Origin of the sequence: Cellulosilyticum sp. ST5 (genome assembly GCF_046529625.1) — a bacterium.
Classification (GTDB): domain Bacteria; phylum Bacillota; class Clostridia; order Lachnospirales; family Cellulosilyticaceae; genus Cellulosilyticum; species Cellulosilyticum lentocellum.
On the sequence record NZ_CP132338.1, the window covers coordinates 468,403 to 489,626 of the forward strand.

The window sequence follows — 21,224 nt, forward strand, 5'->3', positions numbered from 1 at the left end:
TTACTTAAATAGCATCTTGATTTATATCTGATTTTAATAAAAGTCTCAAGCTATTAATACGATTATTAACTGTTTCTTCTACTATAAAGTTAATATTTTTATAGCTAATTTGTTCTCCTTCAGTAGGGAAACGATCGAATAGACCGATAACAAAACCACCTATAGAATCAAAATCATTGGAAATAATATCGAGTCCTAACTCTTCATTAACTTCAGAAATACGAGAAGTACCATCTACTACATATTCCTCTTCGCTAACTTTAACGAAGTCATCTTGAACAGAGTCGTATTCGTCATTAATATCTCCTACAATTTCTTCTATCAAGTCTTCCATACTGACAAGACCAGCGGTACCACCATATTCATCTAAGACAATAGCCAGGCCTATTTTTTGAAGACGCATTTCTTTAAAAAGCTCATTGTTATTTTTAAATTCATGAACAAAATAGGCTTCTCTTAAGTAATCGCTTACTTTAAAGTGTTGTGGTGAAATGCCATTAAAAATAAGATCTTTAATATGAAGAACACCTACAATATGGTCATGAGTTTCCTGATAAACAGGCATTCTAGAAAATTGTTCTTCTTTATATAAAGTGAGGATTTCTTCATAGGTTGCATCTAAATCAACGCATATCATGTCTGTACGTGGTACCATAATATCTTTTGCACAGGACTGACCAAAATCAAATACATTATAAATCATTTGTTTTTCCTCAGTCTCTAGGACACCTTCTTCGTGACTTACTGTCACAATTGTTCTAAGTTCATCTGTTGTAATAAAAGGTTTAGTAGCATCAGGCTTGCCACCAAGTAGACGAATGATACCATTAGTAATAAACATGAGAATTTTAACAACGGGTGTAAAAATAGTAACGATGATAGAGATAGGTCGTACGACTAACAGTGCTATCTTTTGTGCATTTTGAGTAGATAAAGATTTAGGTGTAATTTCACCAAAAATAAGAATGAGTAAAGTCATAATACCAGTTGCAATACCTACACCTAAGCTACCATCTGATCCGCCACTAAGATTAATGGCTATTACAGTAGCTAAGGAAGAAGCAGCAATGTTAACTAGGTTATTACCTACTAGAATAGCACTAAGTAGTTTGTTAGAATCTTCTAGGAGCTTATCTAGTAATTTAGCACCTTTAACATTTTGCTCAACCATATAACGCACTTCTATTTTACTAATGCTCATAAGTGCTGTTTCTGAAGCCGAGAAAAAGCCAGAGCCTAAAAGTAAAATAATTAAAATAACAATCTGTACCGATAACGATGGGTCCAACTTAAAATCACTCTCCTATAAATTAATTTAAAAATCAGTATATCTCCTTAATATGTATAAGCTATGAAAAGGAGAAGAAGAAATATAAAAAGATTACTACTAATATATTCCTAATACTGATATCATAACATACGAAATTAAAAAAACAATAACAATGACATAAAGTTGGTTTTATACGGTGAAAGGGCTAGCTTAAAAATGTAAAAATGGCTATAATAATAAGGTTAGAATAAATGGCGTAAAAGAGGTGTGGAAATGGAAAGCTATAATCAGTTTGCTAATGTATATGATTTGTTTATGGAAGATACACCTTATGAGAACTGGTTTTCTTATATAGAAGCGAGTTTAAATAAATACAATTTGAGTCCTAAGTCGGTATGTGAGCTTGGCTGTGGTACAGGTCAAATGACGTCTTTGTTTGCTAAAAAGGGAGTAGAAGTAATAGGAATTGATTTGTCAGCCGAAATGCTAATGATGGCTCAAGATCATGCCTTTGAAGATGAATTAGAAATTTTATATTTATTACAAGATATGGCTAGTTTTGAATTGGGAGAGCCTGTGGATTTTATTTGTAGCTGCTGTGATTCTATGAACTATTTATTAGAAGAAGAAGAACTACTACAGTCTTTTTTGAGAGTTAAGCGTTTTTTAAAACCCTCAGGATTATTTATTTTTGATATGAATACACAGTATAAATATAAAGAAGTATTAGGAAATCAAATTTTTGCAGATCAAACTGAAGAAGCGGCTTATATTTGGACAAACTACTATGATGAAGAAGAGGAAATCAATGAGTATGAAGTAAGCTTCTTTATTCAGGATGAAGATGGCAAATATGATAGAAGTATAGAGAATCATTATCAAAGAGCGTATAGCATGGAGCAAGTTAAGGCTTTATTAGAGAAAGCTGGTCTTGAGGTTTTAGAGGTGAATGATAACTATAGTAATAAGACATTAGTGGAGCTTTCTGAAAGAGCAACCTTTATTGTAAGAAATAATGGATAAAAGGACATAAATAGTTTGATAAAGAAAGGATGTAATAAAATGAAAACTAAAGACTATATGATTAGAGGAATAGATAAAGAAAGAAACTTTAGATTTTTTGGGACTAATACAAAGGAACTTGTCAATACTGCTTGCATTAATCATGGATTAACACCAGTAGCAGCTGCTGCTTTAGGTAGAACATTAACAGGAGTTGCTATGATGGGAAGCATGCTTAAAAGAGATGAAGACCGTGTAAGCATCATTATTAAAGGAGATGGGCCACTAGGTGGTATTATTGCTGAATCTAATGGGGCTGGAGATGTAAAAGGCTATGTTTATAATCCTCATGTAGACTTGCCACTCAATGAGTTTGGTAAACTAGATGTAGCAGGTGCTGTAGGAAATGCCAATATGACTGTGATGAAGGATCTTGGTCTTAAGGAACCTTACTCAGGCCAGGTACCTATGCTTTCTGGTGAAATTGCAGAAGACATTAGCTTTTACTTCGCTGTATCAGAACAAACTAATTCAGTCGTTATGTTAGGTGTTTTAGTGGATGTAGATTATAGTATTAGACAAGCAGGTGGTATTATTATTCAAGTGTTACCTGACGCAGATGATGATGCCATTACTCAATTAGAGGAAAAAATCAAAGGGTTTAAATCTTTAACGGCGTGCTTAGAAAAAGGACAGTCTATCGAGTATGTTTTAGAAAATCTTTTAGGTGAGATTGAAATCATGGATACAACAGAAGTAAGGTTTAATTGTGACTGTTCTAAAGAACGTATGGAAAGAGCCCTTATTAGTGTTGGGAAAAAAGACTTAGAAGAAATTGCAAAAGAAGATGAAAAAGCAGAGCTTGTATGTCCTTTCTGCAGTAACAAATATCAATTTACTAAAGAAGAATTAGAGGAACTCATTGAGCAAATCTAATTTATACAATTAAAAATAACCTGTCAGAATAACCTGATAGGTTATTTTTAATGATAGACAATAACATAAAACATCATTCATGAAATATTATATAGGATAATGCAAGGTGTCAAGCTTAAAGTTATATACTATATAATAAGAACTACAACTATCGAGGTATAAGCCATGTGCTATTATATGCTCTATACATCCAGGTATAAAAAAGAACTATTAGAGAAACTAGAAGAACTAGAGCAAGAAGAAGAAATGGCTAATGAAATAGAAGTAAGGCAAATAGGAAGTATCTATGAAGTAGCCTGTTTGATGGAAGATACTAAAGAATTTTGTGATGAGCAATTGGCTCATGTGATGAGTGATTTGGTTCAAAAACAGGTTATTAGTAGAGTTTGTATAACCTATTTAAAAAGTAAAGAAGAGTTGAGACATATAGATAAAAGAGATATTATGAATGCCTTTATTAATAATAACTATCTATCAAGGCAAGAAGGCTTTTCTTCTTTTACCTATTATTTATTATATGTACCTATTTTACAGGAAATAAAAAAAACAGGCGTATTTAATATAGAAGGTTGGATACAATTTAGAACTCAAAAATATCAGATTCTATTAAGCGATTTATTGGAACAATTTGTTTTGGATTATAGTATGAAGAAAGAGGTTGTAACTTTTATTAAGCTTATGAGAGATATGAGCATTTTAAGTGTACCATTAGAGGAAATACTACATCTTATTTATAATACAGAAGGGGCGCCTCAACTTTATAATAAAGACATGAAAAATATGACAGGCTTTTATATAAGGCAATACTGTAAGGAACTGTTATTAGATAGTACGTTAACAAGGGAAGATTATATTTTGCATATCCTTATATCGATTAGTCCTAAGCAGCTTATTATTCATCAAAGAGCAAAAGCCAGAGAACAGCAGTTTCTAAAGACATTAGAAATTATTTTTGATGATAATATTAACTATTGCAAGGGGTGCATGTGGTGCAGTAATTAATGTGTAAATGTTTATTAATTTTATAATATTTAAATAATAAAAAATATATTATATATTTAGAGGATTCAGTGTATAATAAAGGAGATTGATAGTGATTATTGGGGGAAAATAAATGGAGTGGTATGTAGGTGTTTTAAAAAAATATGCAGATTTTAGTGGTAGAGCAAGAAGAAAGGAATACTGGATGTTCTTTTTGATTAACATTATTATAGGAATTGTCCTTGGGTTTTTAGCGACAATTCTTAAGACCAGTATATTAAGTAATATTTATTCGCTAGCCGTACTTATACCAGGAATAGCGGTTTGTATAAGAAGATTACATGATATAGGAAAATCAGGTTGGTGGTGGTTTATAGCCTTAATTCCTTTAGTTGGCCCAATTTGGTTATTAGTTTTAGTCTGTACAGAAGGGGATAGTAGTAATAATCAATATGGTTCGAATCCTAAAGCAGTAGTTTAATTAAGTTATTTAATCTAAAATAAAATCAGTATCCAATCCAGTAAAAGAGGGTAAAGCTTGCATAATAAGGTTTACTCTTTTTTGATATTCAGATAAATCTTTTATTATTTAAGAGTTTTCAGGGGCAATAGAGGAAATTAGTAGTGATAATAGATTAATATTGATATGATTCTAAGCTCTAAGATAAAGAACAGTAACTTTGAGCATAGCAAGTATTGTACATATGGTATATTAAAAGAAACGATATAAATAAGGAAATAGATTTCCTAGAAATAACAATCAAACAATATTGACATAAGGGCATCAATTGATTAGAATAATTACATTAAGAACGACAAATAACTTCATAAAAATAACTTATTTTGAATAAGAAGAATTTGTTAATACCTATAATATTTATATTTATAAGTGAATACCAAAAAACAATGATGAGACGAGTAACTTATAACCCCTTTTTCAGAGAGAAGATGCAGTGGTGGGAGCATCTTTAAAGACTATAAGTGAAGACTACCTCGGAGTGATTGTAAAACAATTCGGTGACCCCGTTATCGTCAGTAAAGCGAGTGACTTTAACTTTGGTAAGTTTAAGCATGAATGAATAATTCTTTATAGGGAGGAATCATTCATATAATCTAACCAAGCAAAGTAACAAGGGTGGAACCGCGGGAATACATATCCCCGTCCCTTTTTAAATAAGATGATTATTTAAAAAGGGACGGGGTTTTTTAGGTTCTTTTAATTAAATAATCATTCATGGGTTAAAATAGTTTAAATTTGAAAGGAGTAGAAGCAATGATTAAAATTACATTAAAAGATGGTAGTGTTAAAGAGTGCCAAAAAGGCATTACTGTCCTTGGCGTAGCAGAAGAACTTAGCGCAGGACTTGCAAGAATGGCATGTGCCGGTAAAGTAAATGGGGAAATGGTGGATCTTAGAACAGAACTTAATGAAGACTGTAGTCTTGAAATCCTTACTTTTAATGATAAGGAAGGAAAATGGGCATTCCGTCATACTGCAGCTCATATTTTAGCTCAAGCTGTAAAAAGGGTTTTCCCAGAAGTAAAACTTGCAATTGGACCAGCTATTGAAGATGGTTTTTATTATGATTTTGATACAGAAAGACACTTTGTAGAAGCAGATTTTGAAAAAATTGAAGCTGAAATGAAGAAAATCGTTAAAGAAAAACTTCCGATTGAAAGATTTGAACTTCCTAGAGAAGAAGCTATTAAACTAATGGAAGAAGCAGAAGAACCATATAAAGTAGAATTAATACGTGATCTTCCAGAAGGTGAGAGAATCACTTTTTACAAACAAGGCGACTTTGTTGATCTTTGCGCAGGACCACACCTTATGAGTACAAAACCTGTAGAAGCTTTCAAAATCTTATCAGCAGCAGGTGCTTACTGGAAAGGGAATGAAAAGAACAAAATGCTTGCGCGTATATACGCAACAGCATTTACCAAAAAAGCAGATTTAGCAGCTCATCTTGAAGCTTTAGAAGAAGCTAAAAAACGTGATCACAACAAGCTTGGTCGTGAACTTAAACTTTTTACAACAGATGAAAAAGTGGGGCAGGGTCTACCATTACTTATGCCAAAAGGTGCTAGAATTGTTCAAACCCTTCAACGTTTTGTAGAAGATGAGGAAGAAAAAAGAGGTTATGTATTAACTAAAACACCTCTTATGGCTAAAAGTGATCTTTACAAAATGTCAGGTCACTGGGATCACTATAAAGATGGTATGTTCGTACTTGGAGATGAAGAAAAGGATAAAGAGGTATTTGCACTTCGTCCGATGACATGTCCATTCCAATTCACAGTTTATAATGCAGAACAACACAGCTATCGTGATTTACCAATTCGTTATGGTGAAACTTCTACTTTATTTAGAAATGAATCATCAGGTGAAATGCATGGTCTTATTCGTGTAAGACAGTTTACTATTTCTGAAGGACATCTTGTATGTACACCAGAACAATTAGAAGATGAATTTAGAGGTGTTATTGAGCTAATCAATTACATGATGGCAACACTTGGCATTGAAAATGATATCAGCTACCGTTTCTCTAAATGGGATCCAGCAAATACTGAAAAATATATTAATGATCCAGAGGCTTGGGAAAGAACAGAAAGTCTCATGAGAAATATCTTAGATCACTTACAAATTAATTACGAAGAAGCTGTAGGTGAAGCGGCCTTCTATGGACCAAAACTTGATATTCAATTTAAAAATGTACATGGTAAAGAAGATACAATCATTACTGTACAAATCGACTTTGCTCTTGGAGAAAGGCTTGGTATGACTTATATTGATGCAGATGGTGAGAAAAAGCATCCACTTATCATTCACCGTACATCTATTGGCTGCTATGAGAGAACACTTGCCATGCTTATTGAAAAGTATGCAGGACAGTTCCCAATATGGCTTGCGCCAGTGGCTGTTAAAGTACTTCCGCTTTCTGATAAGTATGCAGATTATGCAGCAGAAGTTGTTAAAGCGTTTAAAGACCGTGGCATCTTAAAAGTAGAAGCTGACTATCGCACAGAAAAAATTGGATATAAAATCAGAGAAGCACGTATGGAAAGAATTCCATATATCGTTGTTGTCGGTGCAGAAGAAATGGAAAATAAGACCGTTTCTGTTCGTAGCCGTCAAAAAGGTGATGAAGGTGCACAAAGTCTTGAAAGCTTTGTTAATCGTGTAGATGAAGAAATCAAAACAAAATTCAATTATCTTAAACACATGGAAATTGAAGAAAATAAATAAGATAGAAATAAATATTTTACGTAAAATAAAAGTTGACAAATAAAATAATGCATGTTAAGATAAATGAGGTTTTAAGGCAAATGATTGCCAGGCAAAGTAGAAGCTATTCTTCTCACCTTACAACAAAAGGGTTCGTAAGGTCATACTAATTAACACATGATTATATTTCATTTAGTATGGATTTTTAGAGAGGTGGATAGTTTCGGCTATCCACCTTATTTAGTTGATATAGCAAATAAATATACTAATAAGGGTATATTATTAAAAGCGGCTCACCCATCGCTTAAAGGGTGATTAAAATAATAAATTTAGGCAAACACAATTTAGGAGGTGCCCGTTATTAACGATTTAATGATCAACGAACAAATTCGTGACAAAGAAGTAAGACTAGTAGGAGCTGATGGAGAACAAATTGGTATTGTTTCTAGCAAAGAAGCACAAAAAATGGCAGCTGAGAAAAACTTAGACTTAGTTAAAATTGCTCCACAAGCAAAACCACCAGTTTGTAAAATCATGGACTATGGTAAATACAAATTTGATGCAGCAAAGAAAGAAAAAGAAGCGCGTAAAAAACAAAAAGTTGTTAGCGTTAAAGAAGTAAGACTTTCTGCTAGTATTGAAAAACACGACTTTGAAACGAAGATGAAAAATGCAGCTAAGTTCCTTAAAGCAGGGGATAAAGTTAAAATTTCAGTTGTATTCCGTGGGCGTGAAATGATGCATACTCATAGAGGTAATGAACTTCTTGAACAAGCGTTAGTTTTAATTGAAGAAGTTGGAGTAGCAGAACAAAAACCTAAATTAGAAGGTAGAGCAATGGTTATCGTGGTAGCACCAAAATAGTTACCTTTTGATACAAAATAATCAAATGAATAAAGGAGGATCATTATCATGGCTAAATTAAAATTAAAAACAAATAGAGCAGCTGCAAAACGTTTCAAAGTTACAGGAACTGGTAAATTAAAACGTAACAAAGCTTACAAAAGACATATTTTAACTAAAAAATCTACAAAAACAAAACGTAACTTAAGAAAAGCTGGTATTGTAGATAGCACAAACGAAAAACAAATGAAGAGAATTTTACCATATTTATAAGATACGATAGGAGGTTAAGACAATGGCAAGAGTTAAAGGCGGAATGTCTACTAAAAAAAGACGTAATAGAGTATTAAAATTAGCTAAAGGTTACAGAGGAGCTAAATCAAAACAATTCAGAACAGCTAAACAAGCTGTAATGAAATCATTAAACTACGCATATGTAGGTCGTAAATTAAGAAAAAGAGAATTCAGACGTTTATGGATTGCACGTATCAACGCTGCAGCTCGTTTAAACGGATTATCATATAGCCGTTTCATGAACGGATTAAAAAATGCTAACGTTAACATCAACAGAAAAATGTTATCAGAATTAGCAATCACAAATCCAGCTGCTTTCACACAATTAGTTGAAACAGCTAAAGCTAACTTAAAATAATGCTTTTTGAAGCTACTATTCATGTGATATTCACAGGAATAGTAGCTTTTTGCATCTGGTTGGTGAATTGTACAAATAGAAATTTGTCGGTGGCTTTACTAGGCTATTTGGGCAAAGCTGAGAGAGGGTGACCATCCTACGTGGTTCCGTTCCGTATTTTCAGTAGGCACTAAGCTCACTTTTTTGGATGAACGTCCACAAACTCGGTTCCTGGGGGCACGTGGACTAAGTACCATCCAAAACGTTCGCTAAGTGCCTACTGAAAATACTCCGAAGTCACCCCGCTAGGACAGCCACCCTCTCTCAGTTCTACCAGCAATAATGCGTAAAGTCGCCTCCATTAAGTGTTTTCAAGAAAAAACAAAACTTGTTATTATCTTTTTTCTGCACTTTTCACTTAGGGGTTTGAACACTTAAGAGATCAATAATGCTTGTAAGGCTCCCTAGCTTCCTTACAGAGCTACTTCTTGGCAAAATAGACTTATGGGAAGCTTTATACGTTATTGCCTTGGGCGCCTGTCCCCGGCTTCGAGTATTTTTTAACTGTCGTTACGCCTTCTTTCCACGCTGCTTCACTGTCTTGGATGTTTATGAGGTCAACAACGTTTGTGAAAATGAGTGGGTATGGGTGCCTGGAGTAGTGACTTGGGAGCATTTTTTAGAAGCACTTAGTGAACGTTTTAGATGGGTTTTAGGCAGCTGTTTGAACGAAGTGAGTTCTGCCGTTCATCTAAATAAGTGAACTTAGTGCTTCTAAAAATGTGAACCGGAACAACGGAAGGCACCCATACCCACTCATTTTCTCTCAGACGTACTTCTTATAAACGCCAAGACAAATTTCAATTTACAATATACGCTTTGCTAAGAGATGTTGTTTTCAAATTATTTGTAATATGATAAACTATTTATAAAAGGAGGGAAGGTAATGAAGAAAAAATATGTGGGGATTGTTTTAGTATGTATGCTCATTTTAAATTTGTTTCAAGGAATATTGCCCTTGGAAGCTACGCCCAATACGGAAAAACAATTAATTATTCATTATTACAGACCAGATAAGCAGTATGAGGAATGGAATCTATGGATGTGGCTTGACGGGAAAGATGGAAACGTTACCGAATTTACTGAAGAAGATGAATTTGGTGTAAAGGCTATTATTCCTTTAGAGGAAACAGCTAATAAGGTAGGTTTTATTGTAAGAACTAATGATTGGGCAAAAGACGTATCGGATGATCGCTTTGTGGCAACAACAGAAGCTATCAATGAAATATGGCTCGTGTCAGGAGATGAAACGATTTATACAGAAGAGCCTAATCTTTCTGGTGGTGCAGTAATACTGCCAGAACAAGTTACCTTGAATGTACATTATAATAGGTATGATAGAAATTATGAAGATTGGAAACTATGGTTATGGCCTGAAGGTAAAGAGGGGATAAGTTATAATTTTGAAAAGGAAGATGCCTATGGTAAGGTGGCAACCTTTACAGTAAAAGACATAGGATCAATACGTAAGTTAGGGTTTTGGCTCTATAAAAAAGATGTACAAAATAAAGATGTGGAAATAAATCGTTTTATTTCTACTACTAAAGCTGATGAGAATGGGAAAATTGATATTTACTTAAAGCAAGGAGAAGAAAAAGTGGGATACAGTAAAGAAGAAATGTACATTAAGCCTAGTGTGAGCTGGGCAACCATGGATACAATGGAAAGTATTTGTTTAGGTGTTAATGTTCCTTTTGAAACAAAGGAAGATCTTAAAGCGGATTTTAGTGTGACTAAAGCAGGGAAGAAAATAGCAATCAATAAAGTGGAGTTATTAAATGAAATGGAAGGTGGACTAGCTAAAGGTGCTAAGCTTTACTTAGCTGAAACCATTGACTTTAACGGTATTTATGAAGTAGCTAAAGAGGGGTATGAAGCAAAGATGGCTACAGCAGGAGAGATTTTTAATACAGAAGCTTTTAATCAGCTTTATTATTATGAGGGAGATGATTTGGGGGCTAATTATCAAAAAGAGCGTACAGCTTTTAAATTATGGGCACCTACAGCCAGTGAAGTCGAAGTCATCCTTTATGATGCAGGTAATGATGGTAAAATGCTACAAAAAGTGCCGATGACAAAACAAGAAAAAGGTACTTGGAGTGCTACAATTGAAGGTGACCAAAATGCTGTTTATTATACTTATAAGGTACGTATTAACGGAGAATGGCGAGAAGTTGTAGATCCTTATGCAAGAACAACTGGAGTAAATGGTATGAGAGCTATGGTGATTGACCTTGCAGAAACGAACCCAGAAGGGTGGGAAACACAAAAGGGACCAGAGCTTAAAAATCCAACAGATGCCATTATTTATGAACTACATATAAGAGATTTATCAACTCATGAGAATTCAGGGATTACGCATAAAGGTAAATTTCTAGGTTTAACAGAAACTGAGACGACAACTAGTACAGGTGTAAAAACAGGCCTTAACCATATTAAAGAATTAGGGGTTACACATGTTCATCTATTACCGGCTTTTGACTATAGTTCTGTTGATGAAACTAAGTTAGAAGAAAATGATTTTAACTGGGGCTATGACCCACAAAATTATAATGTACCAGAAGGCTCTTATGCCACAGATCCTTATCACGGAGAAGTAAGAGTAAAAGAATTTAAACAGGCCATACAGACGCTTCATCAAAATGATATAGGTGTCATTATGGATGTGGTTTATAATCATACAGCTAAAAGTGCAGACTCCAATTTAAATCTTATTGTACCAGACTATTATTATAGAAAGAATTTAGATGGTAGCTTTTCAAATGGTTCAGGTTGTGGCAATGAAATAGCTTCAGAACGGGCTATGGTAAGAAAAATGATTATAGATTCAGTAGTCTATTGGGCTAAAGAATACAAGATTGATGGTTTTAGATTTGACCTTATGGGCCTGATAGATATTGATACAATGAATGAAATCCGTACTGAATTAGATAAAATCAATCCTAATATTTTAATTTATGGTGAAGGCTGGACAGCTTCTTCCTCTACATTACCTACAAATAAGCAAGCGCTTAAAGTAAATGCAGGAGAATTAAATCACATAGCTGTTTTTAGTGATGATTTTAGAGATGGTATTAAAGGGCATGTTTTTGAAAGTACAGCTTCAGGGTTCGCAAATGGTGGAGCAGGGTTTGAAGAAACAATTAAATTTGGGATTGTAGGAGCAACTAAGCATCCACAAGTTGATTATGCACAGGTAAATTATTCAAAAGCACCTTTTGCAAAATCACCAAGTCAAACAGTTAATTATGTATCAGCTCATGATAACTTAACTTTATGGGATAAGATTGAACTCACTAATCCAGAAGATGGCATGGAAGAGAGACTAAAGATTCATAAATTAAGTAATGCGATGGTACTTACTTCACAAGGTATTCCTTTCTTACATGCAGGTGTAGAATTTGTACGTACCAAGGGTGGTAATGAGAACAGTTTTTCAGCAGGAGATGAGATTAATCAATTAGATTGGAGTAGAAAAATTGGATTTAAAGATGTGTATGATTATTATAGAGGTCTTATAGAGCTAAGAAAAAAACATCCAGCTTTTCGAATGACTACAGCAGAAGAAATTAGTGAGCATTTAACTTTCCTTGAAATGCCTACAGAAGAAATGGTAGGCTACAAAATAAATGAGCATGCTAATGGAGATGAGTGGGAAGAAATTGTTGTTTTATTTAATGCTAATAAGGAAGAACAAAAAATAGTATTAGATAGAGGCGATTGGGAAGTAGTCGTTAATGATCAAGTGGCGGGTATAGCACCTATAGAGACCATAGTAGGTAATGAAGTTGTGGTACCTAGTAGAAGTGCAATGGTATTAGTAAAAGCAAAAGGAGTAGAGACAAGTACAGAACAACAAGTAGATAGTCAAAATGAAACAACCAGGTCTCAAGCTAAAACAATAGCTTATATTGTAGGTGGTGTTGCAGTAGCAGTAGTAGCTGCTTTTGGTGTGAGAAGAAGGTTGAAAAATAAGCATTAAAGAAATGATGTTAGGCATTTAAAAAAGGCGCTATGATAAGATGAATCATAGCACCTTTTTTATGCAAAAATGAATGATGAAGTATTATATATAGATAAAAGCTAGGCTAAGAGCAATAGAAACAATGGTGCTAGTTAAAGCAATCATTAAGTGAACTCTCTTTTTACTAAAGAAATACACAATAACATAGAAACTTCCTAGAGCAAGTCCTAAAAAGGAAAGGAAGTTAGCAAAAGGTAGAAAAAAGTTGATCCCTATATAAAGTAAGAAGAAAGTAATAGCTAAGGTAAGGACATTGTAAATATGGGCATAGTCGATCACGTTACTTTTTGTGGGACGTTTCATAGAGACCTCCTAAAATGGACAATAAGTATTTATTATTAAGTTATGATAAAGTAGATAAAATATGCTTGTTTTTTTGAAAAATTCTTCTTTATAGCTACATAATGACATGTTATAAAGATAAGGTGGTGACAGAATAAAAGTACTAGTTAAAATAGTGAGTGAATGACTAAAGGGAGGGAAGATAGCCATAAAATTATAAGTTTTTTATTAATTAATTGAATTTTAATTGAAAATTAAGGATTGTCACTTATAATAATGGTTAGTAAGTATAGCGTTATAGCTATATGCAAAAACAAAGGCATTAAAGGAGGATTATATGAAAGGCAAAAAGAAGTACATCATTATTGGTGTAGTGGGTATTATGATTGTATTGGGTGTTATTGCAAGTATGAATAAACCAGAAGTAGAAGAAACAATCGGAGGTTATAAAGAAGGACCACGTGTACAAGTTGAGAAAATTAAAAAAGATAATATAGAGGCAAAAATTTCTTCAAGTGGTAAATTAAAAGCAGTTGATAGCCAAACTGTTTATCTTGATGCAAGTAATAAAATTATTACCATTAATAAAGAAGTAGGCGATACCGTAAAGCAAGGAGAAGTGATTTTAGTATTAGATCAGGAAGCAGAGCTTTCAAGTCAAAAAAACCTAGAAGCTTTAGAAGCACAGTTAGTAGCAGCTAAAGAGAGTTTAAATCAGTTACTTGGTGCAGCTTCTAAAGGAGATATTTTAAGCGCACAAGCTACTTTGACACAATTAAAAAACAACAGAAAAGATACAGAAACAAGTATAACAAATAAAAAAGTAGACTTATCAAATTTAGAAAAAGATTTAAAACAAGCTGAAACAGATTTAAAAGTGAATGAGGAACTTTTTGAAGCTGGGGCTTTATCACAAAAAGACTTAGATGATTCTAAAGATAAGGTGACAACTTTAAAACAAAATATCGATCAGATGAAAACTGCTATTACTAGTCTTGAATCAAGTTTAAAACAAATGGACTTACAAATTGAAACAGCTCAGTACAATTTGGATTTATTAAATAATAAAGTAGAAGATAGTAATAAAAAGCAACAAATTGCTTCAGCTGAAGGTCAAATTAAAAGCTTAGAAAGTCAAATTTATACCGCTAAAAATAATTTACAAAATACGTCAACAAGTGTAGTAGCCCCTATAAATGGTGTTATTACTTACTTACCAGAAGAAGAGGGGATGCCTATAACAGCAGGAAGTAAAATTTTAACGATTGTAGATCCTAGCAAATTAGAAGTAACTTGTGACATTTCACCTTATTACGCAGCAGACTTAAGAGTTGGTTTAGATGCAGTTATTAAGTATACAGGTTCTAAAACCATTGAAGTAGCAGGTAAAGTTGCTAAGGTGGCAGCTGTAGCAGATGTCAAACAAAGTTCTAGTGGTGAAACAGTTTCACTTCCAGTTAAAGTAGAAGTAACACAGCCGGGTGAAGTAATTAAACCAGGTTTTTCTGTAGATGTTAAGATTATTACTGATACAAGATCTGATGTATGTGTAGCACCTATTTTAGCAGTTATGGAAGATGATGATAAAAACTATTATGTTTATGTAGTGGCTGAAGATGGAACCATTAGTAGAAAAGATGTTAAGCAAGGTTTAAGCAATGGTCTATATACCGAAATCGAAGGGGTACAAGAAGGTGAACTAGTTGTAAGTAATCCAGCTGATTACTTAGCAGAAGGAACTAAAGTGTCTTATGAGAAGTTAGGTGATGAACAATGATAGATATTCAAAAAGTGAATAAAATTTATAGAAATGGTCGCCTAGAACTCCAAGCTTTATTTGATATTGACTTCAAGGTAGAAAAAGAAGAGTTCGTATCTATCATGGGGGCTTCTGGTTCAGGTAAATCAACCTTTTTGCAAATTCTAGGCTGTCTTGACCATGCTACGAGTGGTACTTACATATTAGATGGGATAAATGTTTCTGAAGCAAAGGATAAAGATTTCTCAAGAATTAGAAATCAAAAAATAGGCTTTGTCTTTCAATCCTTTAATTTATTACCTAAACTCACTATTACTGAAAATGTAGAACTACCTATGATGTATGCAGGCATCAAACCCAGAGAGAGAAGGGAACGTGCAGTTGATGCACTCATTAGAGTAGGGTTAGGAAATCGTATTAAGCATACACCCAATGAAATCTCAGGAGGCCAAAGACAAAGGGTAGCAATTGCTAGGGCCCTTGTTAATAATCCCGCTATTATTTTAGCGGATGAGCCCACAGGAAACCTAGATAGTAAATCTAGTGTAGAGATAATGAATATTTTTCAAGGTTTAAATAATGAAGGTGTTACAATTGTTATGGTTACCCATGAACCAGATATTGCAGAATTTACTAAGAGAAGAGTTGTATTTAGGGATGGTATCATTATTGAAGATGCACCTATACAAAATAGGAGAGGTATATCCTAATGAATATGTTAGGTGAAAGCATTAAATCTGCAATTAAACAACTCATGGGAAATAAGGGGAGAACTATCCTTACAATGTTAGGGATGTTTATTGGAGTAGGAGCCGTTATTATGATTTTAGCTTTAGGAACGGGCTTCCAAACCTATATTAAGAGTTCTTTTATGGATATGGGTTTAGGAGTTTTCCAAATTAGTGCAAAAGAGCAAAAATCAGAATATAAGATTGATGTAGAAGACATTAATTTGATTAAAGCGCTGCCAGAAGTGGATAGTGTCGTAAGAGGAAATGATAGTAGAGGTAGTCTTTACACACAAAAAGGAGATAGCTTTCAGTGTAATATTTCAGGTATTGAACCTGATTATGTCAATGAAATTTCACCACTAGATATTTTAGCTGGTAGAAATTTAAATGATAAAGATGAAGAGGCTTATAGCAATTCAGTGGTGATTGCAGATGTTGTATCTAAAGCACTTTTTGGTGAAAAATCTTATGAGCGTGTAGTGGGAGAACAGATTGAAATAACCATTAACAAGCAGCCTATTAGTTTTCAAATCATAGGTATTTACAAAACCAATAGTTCAAAGGATTTAAGTAGAAAAGAACTAGACCGTATGATTACTCAAAAGACTTTTTATATACCTTATAGCAAACTAGACCAGCTTTTAGGCTTAGGTGGTTCTGTAAGAACTATTGCAGGTATTGTAAAGGATGACTATGACCAAAGTGAAGTAACAACTAGGATAGGACAAATTCTTAATAAAAGGCATCATTTAAAAGATGGTTATTCTATTCAAACCTATGTACAAATTATTCAGATGGTAGACAGTGTCATGAATATTGTTACTTTATTTATTAGCGCTATAGCTAGTATTTCTCTTGTAGTAGGCGGCGTTGGTATTATGAATATTATGCTTGTTACAGTTAAAGAGCGAACGAGAGAAATCGGTATTCGTAAGGCATTAGGAGCTTCTAATAAAGATGTATTGGTACAATTCTTAATTGAAGCCTTGATGGTAACACTAATAGCAGGAATACTAGGCATGCTATTAGGATATATAGGTGCTATGATGATTGGTAATCAACTAGGTATTATGGCTGAGTTTACATTAGGGATGATCTTATTCGCAACCCTAACCTCAGTTACTATTGGACTTGTATTTGGCGTATATCCGGCTTATCAAGCGGCGCAGTTAGACCCTATAGAAGCCTTAAGAGCAGATTAAGAAAGGAAGGAAGAAAAAATGAGAGAAACGCTAAAAAATGCCTTAAGTCAGCTTAAAGGCAATAAATTAAGAACCTTCCTTACGATGCTAGGCATGCTTATTGGTATTAGTGCTGTTATTATTATTTTAAGCTTAGGAGAAGGTGTAAAAGGCTACGTTAATGGTCAGTTTAGTGGTGTTGGTAAAGGAACAATTCAAATTATGACTATGGATTATTCGGAGGATAATTTGTTAACACCAGAGGATTTTGAAGTGATTAGTCAAATCCCGGAAGTAATGGATGTTTTACCTTATCATGAACAATACATAGGCACAGCTAAGAATTATAAGAAGGAAGAAAAGACTTTAATGCTTTTTGGCATTACTTATGACTATGAAAAGGTACAATCGATAAGTCTTAAGTATGGAAGAATGTTCTTAGAGCAAGATGAGACTTTAAGAAGTAACGTAATCATAGTAGAAGATAATTTTGCTAAAATCATGTTCAATGTCAAGGATCCTAAATATGCTCTAGGAAAAACCATTGACATGAATATTGGTGGAGAAGTACAGAGTTTTGAAATTGTTGGTGTTACTAAAAGCTACTATCCTTCAGCAGCACCTGAGGAAATGATTGCACCTATTGTCTATTTACCATTTGCTACAGCAGATAAATATTTACAGGGAGGCGAAGGCAAATCCTATGAAGCGATGGTTGTTATTAATGACGACTATGAAGCTTCAGATTACAGTACACCAATTAGAAAGCTACTTGAGAAAAGACATGGTAAAGAAGATATTTATATGGTTATGTCTGTAATGGAAGCTTCTAATACGTATAATGATGTTTTAGATAAACTGAATTTATTTACGAGTATTGTAGCGGCTGTTTCACTTTTAGTAGGTGGTATTGGCATCATGAATATTATGATGGTGACCGTTAAAGAACGTACAAGGGAAATTGGAATAAGAAAAGCTTTAGGTGCTACTGATCGTCAGATTTTAACACAATTTTTAATCGAAGCGCTTATGTTGACTTTGTTGGGCGGTATAACAGGTCTTTTAGTAGGCTATTTTGGTGGGGTGTTAATTGCCTCAGCTATAGGAATAACAGCTAAATTAACATGGGGTATGATTATTTTTTCAGCAGGTACTTCAAGCAGTATCGGTATTATATTTGGTGTTTATCCTGCTTATAAAGCAGCTAAATTAGATCCAGTTGAAGCTTTAAGAGAGGAATAAAGTGTAATTTTAATCAAATTTTAATGACAATGTTATATAAAATTTAGAAATAAACCTTATAATAAATAGTAAGGTATGAAAATTAATAGCATGGAGAGGAAAGGAGTAAAATATGAAGATAGGAAAAAGTATAAGCAAAGCTATTTTAGTAATGACAGTTTTAACTGTAAGTACATCAGCTTTTGCTAATGACATAGTTAAAAAAGTATTAACTGTAGAAGAAGCTACTAAAATGGCTATTAGTAATGATAGTCAGCTTAAGACCAACAAGCTTAACTTAGAAGTTTATAAAGAAAAATTGAAGAATAACAATTTAGAGGTTTATCAGTATACAGATCTAGATATTAGCACTAAGCAATTAGAACAAACTATAAGTTTTTCAGCGGATAAGATTTCTAATGAGGTCTGGAGTCTTTATAATAATTACATTTTAACAATTCAAGAACTTGCTATTATGGAAGGAAGAATAGAGCTTTCCGATAAGCAGCTTATACAAGCTAAAATTAAAAAAGAAAGAGGCCTAATAAGCCAAGTGGACTATGATGAACTGCTCAATAAAATAGAGGCTTTAAAAGATGAAAATCGTGCTAAACAGCAAAGTATTAGTGATATGAATAAGAAGTTTAAAATGTTAGTAGGAGTAGATATAACGCAATATGAACTTCAAAACAATATAAGTTATGAGCTATTTAAATATAGAGATAATATAGATGGATATATTGCAGGAAAAGTAGATGATATGCTTAAGTATAGTGAGGAACTTGCTAATTATTATGACCAGACACGTATAGATCGTGCTTCAGATAAGGTGGGTGGATTAGCACCCTATTGGGTAGATTATTTAGATGTAAAAGCAGAAAGCAGTCAAAAATATACTACTATTACAAATAATCGACAAAAATATAAAGAATCTTTACTAAGTGTGTATTCATCTTTACTATCTAATGAAGCAAAGTTAGAGCAGGCTAAAGCCAATATAAGCGTGTTAGAAAAGCAATTAAAAGTTGCAGAGATTAAGTTTAATGCAGGCCTAATAAGTACATATGACTATGAATCAGTAAAACAAGATATGGCTGAAAAAGAATTTGAAATAGAATCATTAACATATGCGTGTGAACAAGGAAAACGCATTTTAGAGAAACCGTGGCTAAGTTAGTTAAAAATAAAAATCACTTTTCATTTTACTAAAAATGAAAAGTGATTTTTTATTTTTAAGGGAATTGTAACATAAATAATATTATAACAATAATTAATTTTCTGATTATTGTTTTGCTCTGAAAGGGGAACTTATACTAAACATTAAGTTTGGTAAGAATAAATTTTTTGTGGTTTTGTATTGACGTATTTAGAAGAAATATGTATAATTTTCTATGGCAAGTTTAATGAATGTAAACAAAAAGTTTATTTATATATACTGTAATACACAGAGGGGGCTAGATAATATGGATATTGGGGCTAAGATTAATCAGCTTCGTAAGAAGAATGGTTTAACCCAAGAAGAACTAGCAGATAGGTGTGAGCTTTCAAAAGGCTTCATTTCTCAAGTAGAAAGAGGTTTAACTTCACCTTCTATTGCCACACTCATTGATATATTAGAGTGTTTAGGCACTAATCTAAAGGATTTCTTTAATGAATCCAGTCAAGAAAAAATTGTTTTCACAAAAGAAGATGTTTTTGAAAAAGAGGATAAAGATCATAATAATATGATCACATGGCTTATCCCAAATGCACAAAAAAATGATATGGAACCCATCCTGATACATATTGAACCAGGAGGAAAATCTAGTGTGGGAGCACCTCATGATGGAGAAGAATTTGGTTATGTGATTGCAGGTAATGTATATGTTCACTTAGGTAATAAAAAGTTTAAAGCGAAAAAAGGTGACAGCTTTTATTTTAGACCAACAAGTGACCATTATCTTCACAATCCAGGGAAGACCAAAGCTATCGTTCTATGGGTTGCTACGCCACCAAGTTTTTAAAGGAGTAGACGGAAATGACAGAAGAGTTAACTACCAAAGATTATATTATTGATTTAAAGCATATTACCAAGAAATATGATGATAATTTAGTTTTAGATGATATTAATATGTATATAAGACGAAATGAATTTTTGACTTTACTAGGTCCTAGCGGTTGTGGAAAAACGACTTTGCTTCGTATTATTGGTGGTTTTGAAGAATGTACAAATGGAGAAGTCCTTTTTGAAGGTAAAAACATTGCAGATTTACCACCTTATAAAAGAAAAATTAATACCGTTTTTCAAAAGTACGCTTTATTTCCACATATGAATGTAGAAGATAACATTGCCTTTGGACTTCAAATTAAGAAGATGGATAAGAAAGTTATTAGAGAAAAAGTAAAAGAAATGTTAGCATTAGTTAATCTTGAAGGTTATGAAAAACGTTCAGTAGATTCATTAAGTGGTGGACAACAACAACGTATTGCCATTGCAAGAGCACTTATTAATGAACCTGAAGTATTGCTTTTAGATGAGCCTCTAGCAGCACTTGACTTAAAGCTTAGAAAAGGGATGCAATTGGAACTTAAGCGTATTCAACAAAAAGTAGGTATTACTTTCATTTTCGTAACACATGATCAAGAGGAAGCCTTAAGTATGTCCGATACAATTGCAGTTATGAAAGATGGTAAAGTACAACAAATTGGTAGTCCAATTGATATTTATAATGAACCTAAAAATGCCTTTGTGGCAGATTTTATTGGAGAAAGTAATATTTTACAAGGGACAATGTTAAAGGATTATAAAGTTCATTTTCATGGTAGAGACTTTGAATGTGTAGACTTTGGATTTAATGATGGCGAAACAGTAGATGTAGTTGTAAGACCAGAGGATATTCAAATTGTGAAAGCAGATGCAGGAATGCTTACAGGAGATGTAGAAGCGGTTACTTTTAAAGGTGTTCATTATGAGATGCTTATTCGCTCAGAAGAATTTTTATGGATGGTACATTCAACGACTATGTCACCAATAGGTTCAAAGGTTGGGATGATTATTAACCCACCAGAAATACACATTATGAAAAGGAGATAGGAGA

Annotated in this window: 18 protein-coding genes and 2 other annotated features; of the genes, 16 read left to right on the top strand and 2 right to left on the bottom strand. The window is 33.3% G+C overall.

All coding sequences use genetic code 11. The features are described from left to right. Positions 1 to 4: 4 nt before the first annotated feature. Positions 5 to 1,288, bottom strand: coding sequence for a hemolysin family protein (locus tag QTL86_RS02190; protein ID WP_127067323.1), 1,284 nt, complete (start codon positions 1,286 to 1,288; stop codon positions 5 to 7). Positions 1,289 to 1,543: 255 nt separating this feature from the next. Between QTL86_RS02190 and QTL86_RS02195 the strand changes: the two genes are divergently transcribed. From QTL86_RS02195 to pulA, 9 genes are all read left to right on the top strand, one after another. After that, the gene (locus QTL86_RS02195; protein WP_410496337.1) at positions 1,544 to 2,293 is read left to right on the top strand and encodes a class I SAM-dependent DNA methyltransferase; all 750 of its coding nucleotides are present in this window, start codon (positions 1,544 to 1,546) and stop codon (positions 2,291 to 2,293) included. 39 nt (positions 2,294 to 2,332) lie between these two features. Next, a complete protein-coding gene (hslO, locus tag QTL86_RS02200; RefSeq protein WP_127067321.1) occupies positions 2,333 to 3,208 on the top strand; it encodes an Hsp33 family molecular chaperone HslO in 876 nt (291 codons plus the stop codon). Between the two features lie 165 nt (positions 3,209 to 3,373). Then, entirely contained in the window at positions 3,374 to 4,210 is an 837-nt protein-coding gene (locus tag QTL86_RS02205; RefSeq protein WP_410496338.1) for a putative sporulation protein YtxC, read from the top strand. A 112-nt stretch (positions 4,211 to 4,322) separates the two neighbouring features. Continuing rightward, entirely contained in the window at positions 4,323 to 4,670 is a 348-nt protein-coding gene (locus QTL86_RS02210; RefSeq protein ID WP_410496339.1) for a DUF805 domain-containing protein, read from the top strand. Positions 4,671 to 5,086: 416 nt separating this feature from the next. Then, positions 5,087 to 5,359, top strand: a binding site (T-box leader). A 103-nt stretch (positions 5,360 to 5,462) separates the two neighbouring features. Then, positions 5,463 to 7,436, top strand: coding sequence for a threonine--tRNA ligase (gene thrS / locus QTL86_RS02215; protein WP_410496340.1), 1,974 nt, complete (start codon positions 5,463 to 5,465; stop codon positions 7,434 to 7,436). Between the two features lie 88 nt (positions 7,437 to 7,524). Continuing rightward, positions 7,525 to 7,664 (top strand) — a sequence feature (ribosomal protein L20 leader region). A 123-nt stretch (positions 7,665 to 7,787) separates the two neighbouring features. Further along, positions 7,788 to 8,279, top strand: coding sequence for a translation initiation factor IF-3 (gene infC / locus QTL86_RS02220; RefSeq protein ID WP_127067317.1), 492 nt, complete (start codon positions 7,788 to 7,790; stop codon positions 8,277 to 8,279). A gap of 48 nt (positions 8,280 to 8,327) precedes the next feature. Further along, positions 8,328 to 8,531: a 50S ribosomal protein L35 gene (gene rpmI / locus QTL86_RS02225; RefSeq protein WP_013657923.1), complete on the top strand. Its 204-nt coding sequence runs from the start codon at positions 8,328 to 8,330 to the stop codon at positions 8,529 to 8,531. A gap of 22 nt (positions 8,532 to 8,553) precedes the next feature. Further along, the gene (gene rplT / locus QTL86_RS02230) at positions 8,554 to 8,910 is read left to right on the top strand and encodes a 50S ribosomal protein L20 (protein ID WP_013657922.1); all 357 of its coding nucleotides are present in this window, start codon (positions 8,554 to 8,556) and stop codon (positions 8,908 to 8,910) included. A gap of 925 nt (positions 8,911 to 9,835) precedes the next feature. Then, on the top strand, positions 9,836 to 12,931 hold the full coding sequence (gene pulA / locus QTL86_RS02235) for a type I pullulanase (RefSeq protein WP_410496341.1): 3,096 nt from the start codon (positions 9,836 to 9,838) through the stop codon (positions 12,929 to 12,931). An 84-nt stretch (positions 12,932 to 13,015) separates the two neighbouring features. On the opposite strand, the gene QTL86_RS02240 is transcribed toward pulA, so the two are convergent. Further along, the gene (locus QTL86_RS02240) at positions 13,016 to 13,276 is read right to left on the bottom strand and encodes a hypothetical protein (protein ID WP_127067315.1); all 261 of its coding nucleotides are present in this window, start codon (positions 13,274 to 13,276) and stop codon (positions 13,016 to 13,018) included. A 316-nt stretch (positions 13,277 to 13,592) separates the two neighbouring features. Here QTL86_RS02240 and QTL86_RS02245 point away from each other — a divergent pair, with 316 nt between their 5' ends. The 7 genes from QTL86_RS02245 to potA all read left to right on the top strand — a co-directional run bounded on the left by QTL86_RS02245 (position 13,593) and on the right by potA (position 21,220). After that, positions 13,593 to 15,032, top strand: a complete 1,440-nt coding sequence (locus QTL86_RS02245) for an efflux RND transporter periplasmic adaptor subunit (RefSeq protein ID WP_127067314.1) — start codon at positions 13,593 to 13,595, stop codon at positions 15,030 to 15,032. Then, positions 15,029 to 15,724 carry an ABC transporter ATP-binding protein gene (locus QTL86_RS02250; RefSeq protein WP_127067313.1) on the top strand — a complete coding sequence of 232 codons (696 nt, stop codon included), beginning with the start codon at positions 15,029 to 15,031 and terminating at the stop codon, positions 15,722 to 15,724. The genes QTL86_RS02245 and QTL86_RS02250 overlap by 4 nt, the downstream gene beginning before the upstream one ends. Then, positions 15,724 to 16,947, top strand: a complete 1,224-nt coding sequence (locus QTL86_RS02255) for an ABC transporter permease (protein WP_127067312.1) — start codon at positions 15,724 to 15,726, stop codon at positions 16,945 to 16,947. Before QTL86_RS02250 ends, QTL86_RS02255 begins: the two co-directional genes overlap by 1 nt. A gap of 18 nt (positions 16,948 to 16,965) precedes the next feature. After that, positions 16,966 to 18,168 carry an ABC transporter permease gene (locus QTL86_RS02260; RefSeq protein WP_127067311.1) on the top strand — a complete coding sequence of 401 codons (1,203 nt, stop codon included), beginning with the start codon at positions 16,966 to 16,968 and terminating at the stop codon, positions 18,166 to 18,168. Positions 18,169 to 18,280: 112 nt separating this feature from the next. Further along, entirely contained in the window at positions 18,281 to 19,324 is a 1,044-nt protein-coding gene (locus QTL86_RS02265) for a TolC family protein (protein ID WP_127067310.1), read from the top strand. A 286-nt stretch (positions 19,325 to 19,610) separates the two neighbouring features. Continuing rightward, positions 19,611 to 20,150: a helix-turn-helix domain-containing protein gene (locus tag QTL86_RS02270; RefSeq protein WP_013657913.1), complete on the top strand. Its 540-nt coding sequence runs from the start codon at positions 19,611 to 19,613 to the stop codon at positions 20,148 to 20,150. Positions 20,151 to 20,164: 14 nt separating this feature from the next. After that, positions 20,165 to 21,220 (top strand): spermidine/putrescine ABC transporter ATP-binding protein, encoded by a 1,056-nt coding sequence (gene potA / locus QTL86_RS02275; RefSeq protein ID WP_127067309.1) that lies wholly within the window; start codon positions 20,165 to 20,167, stop codon positions 21,218 to 21,220. Positions 21,221 to 21,224 lie beyond the last annotated feature (4 nt).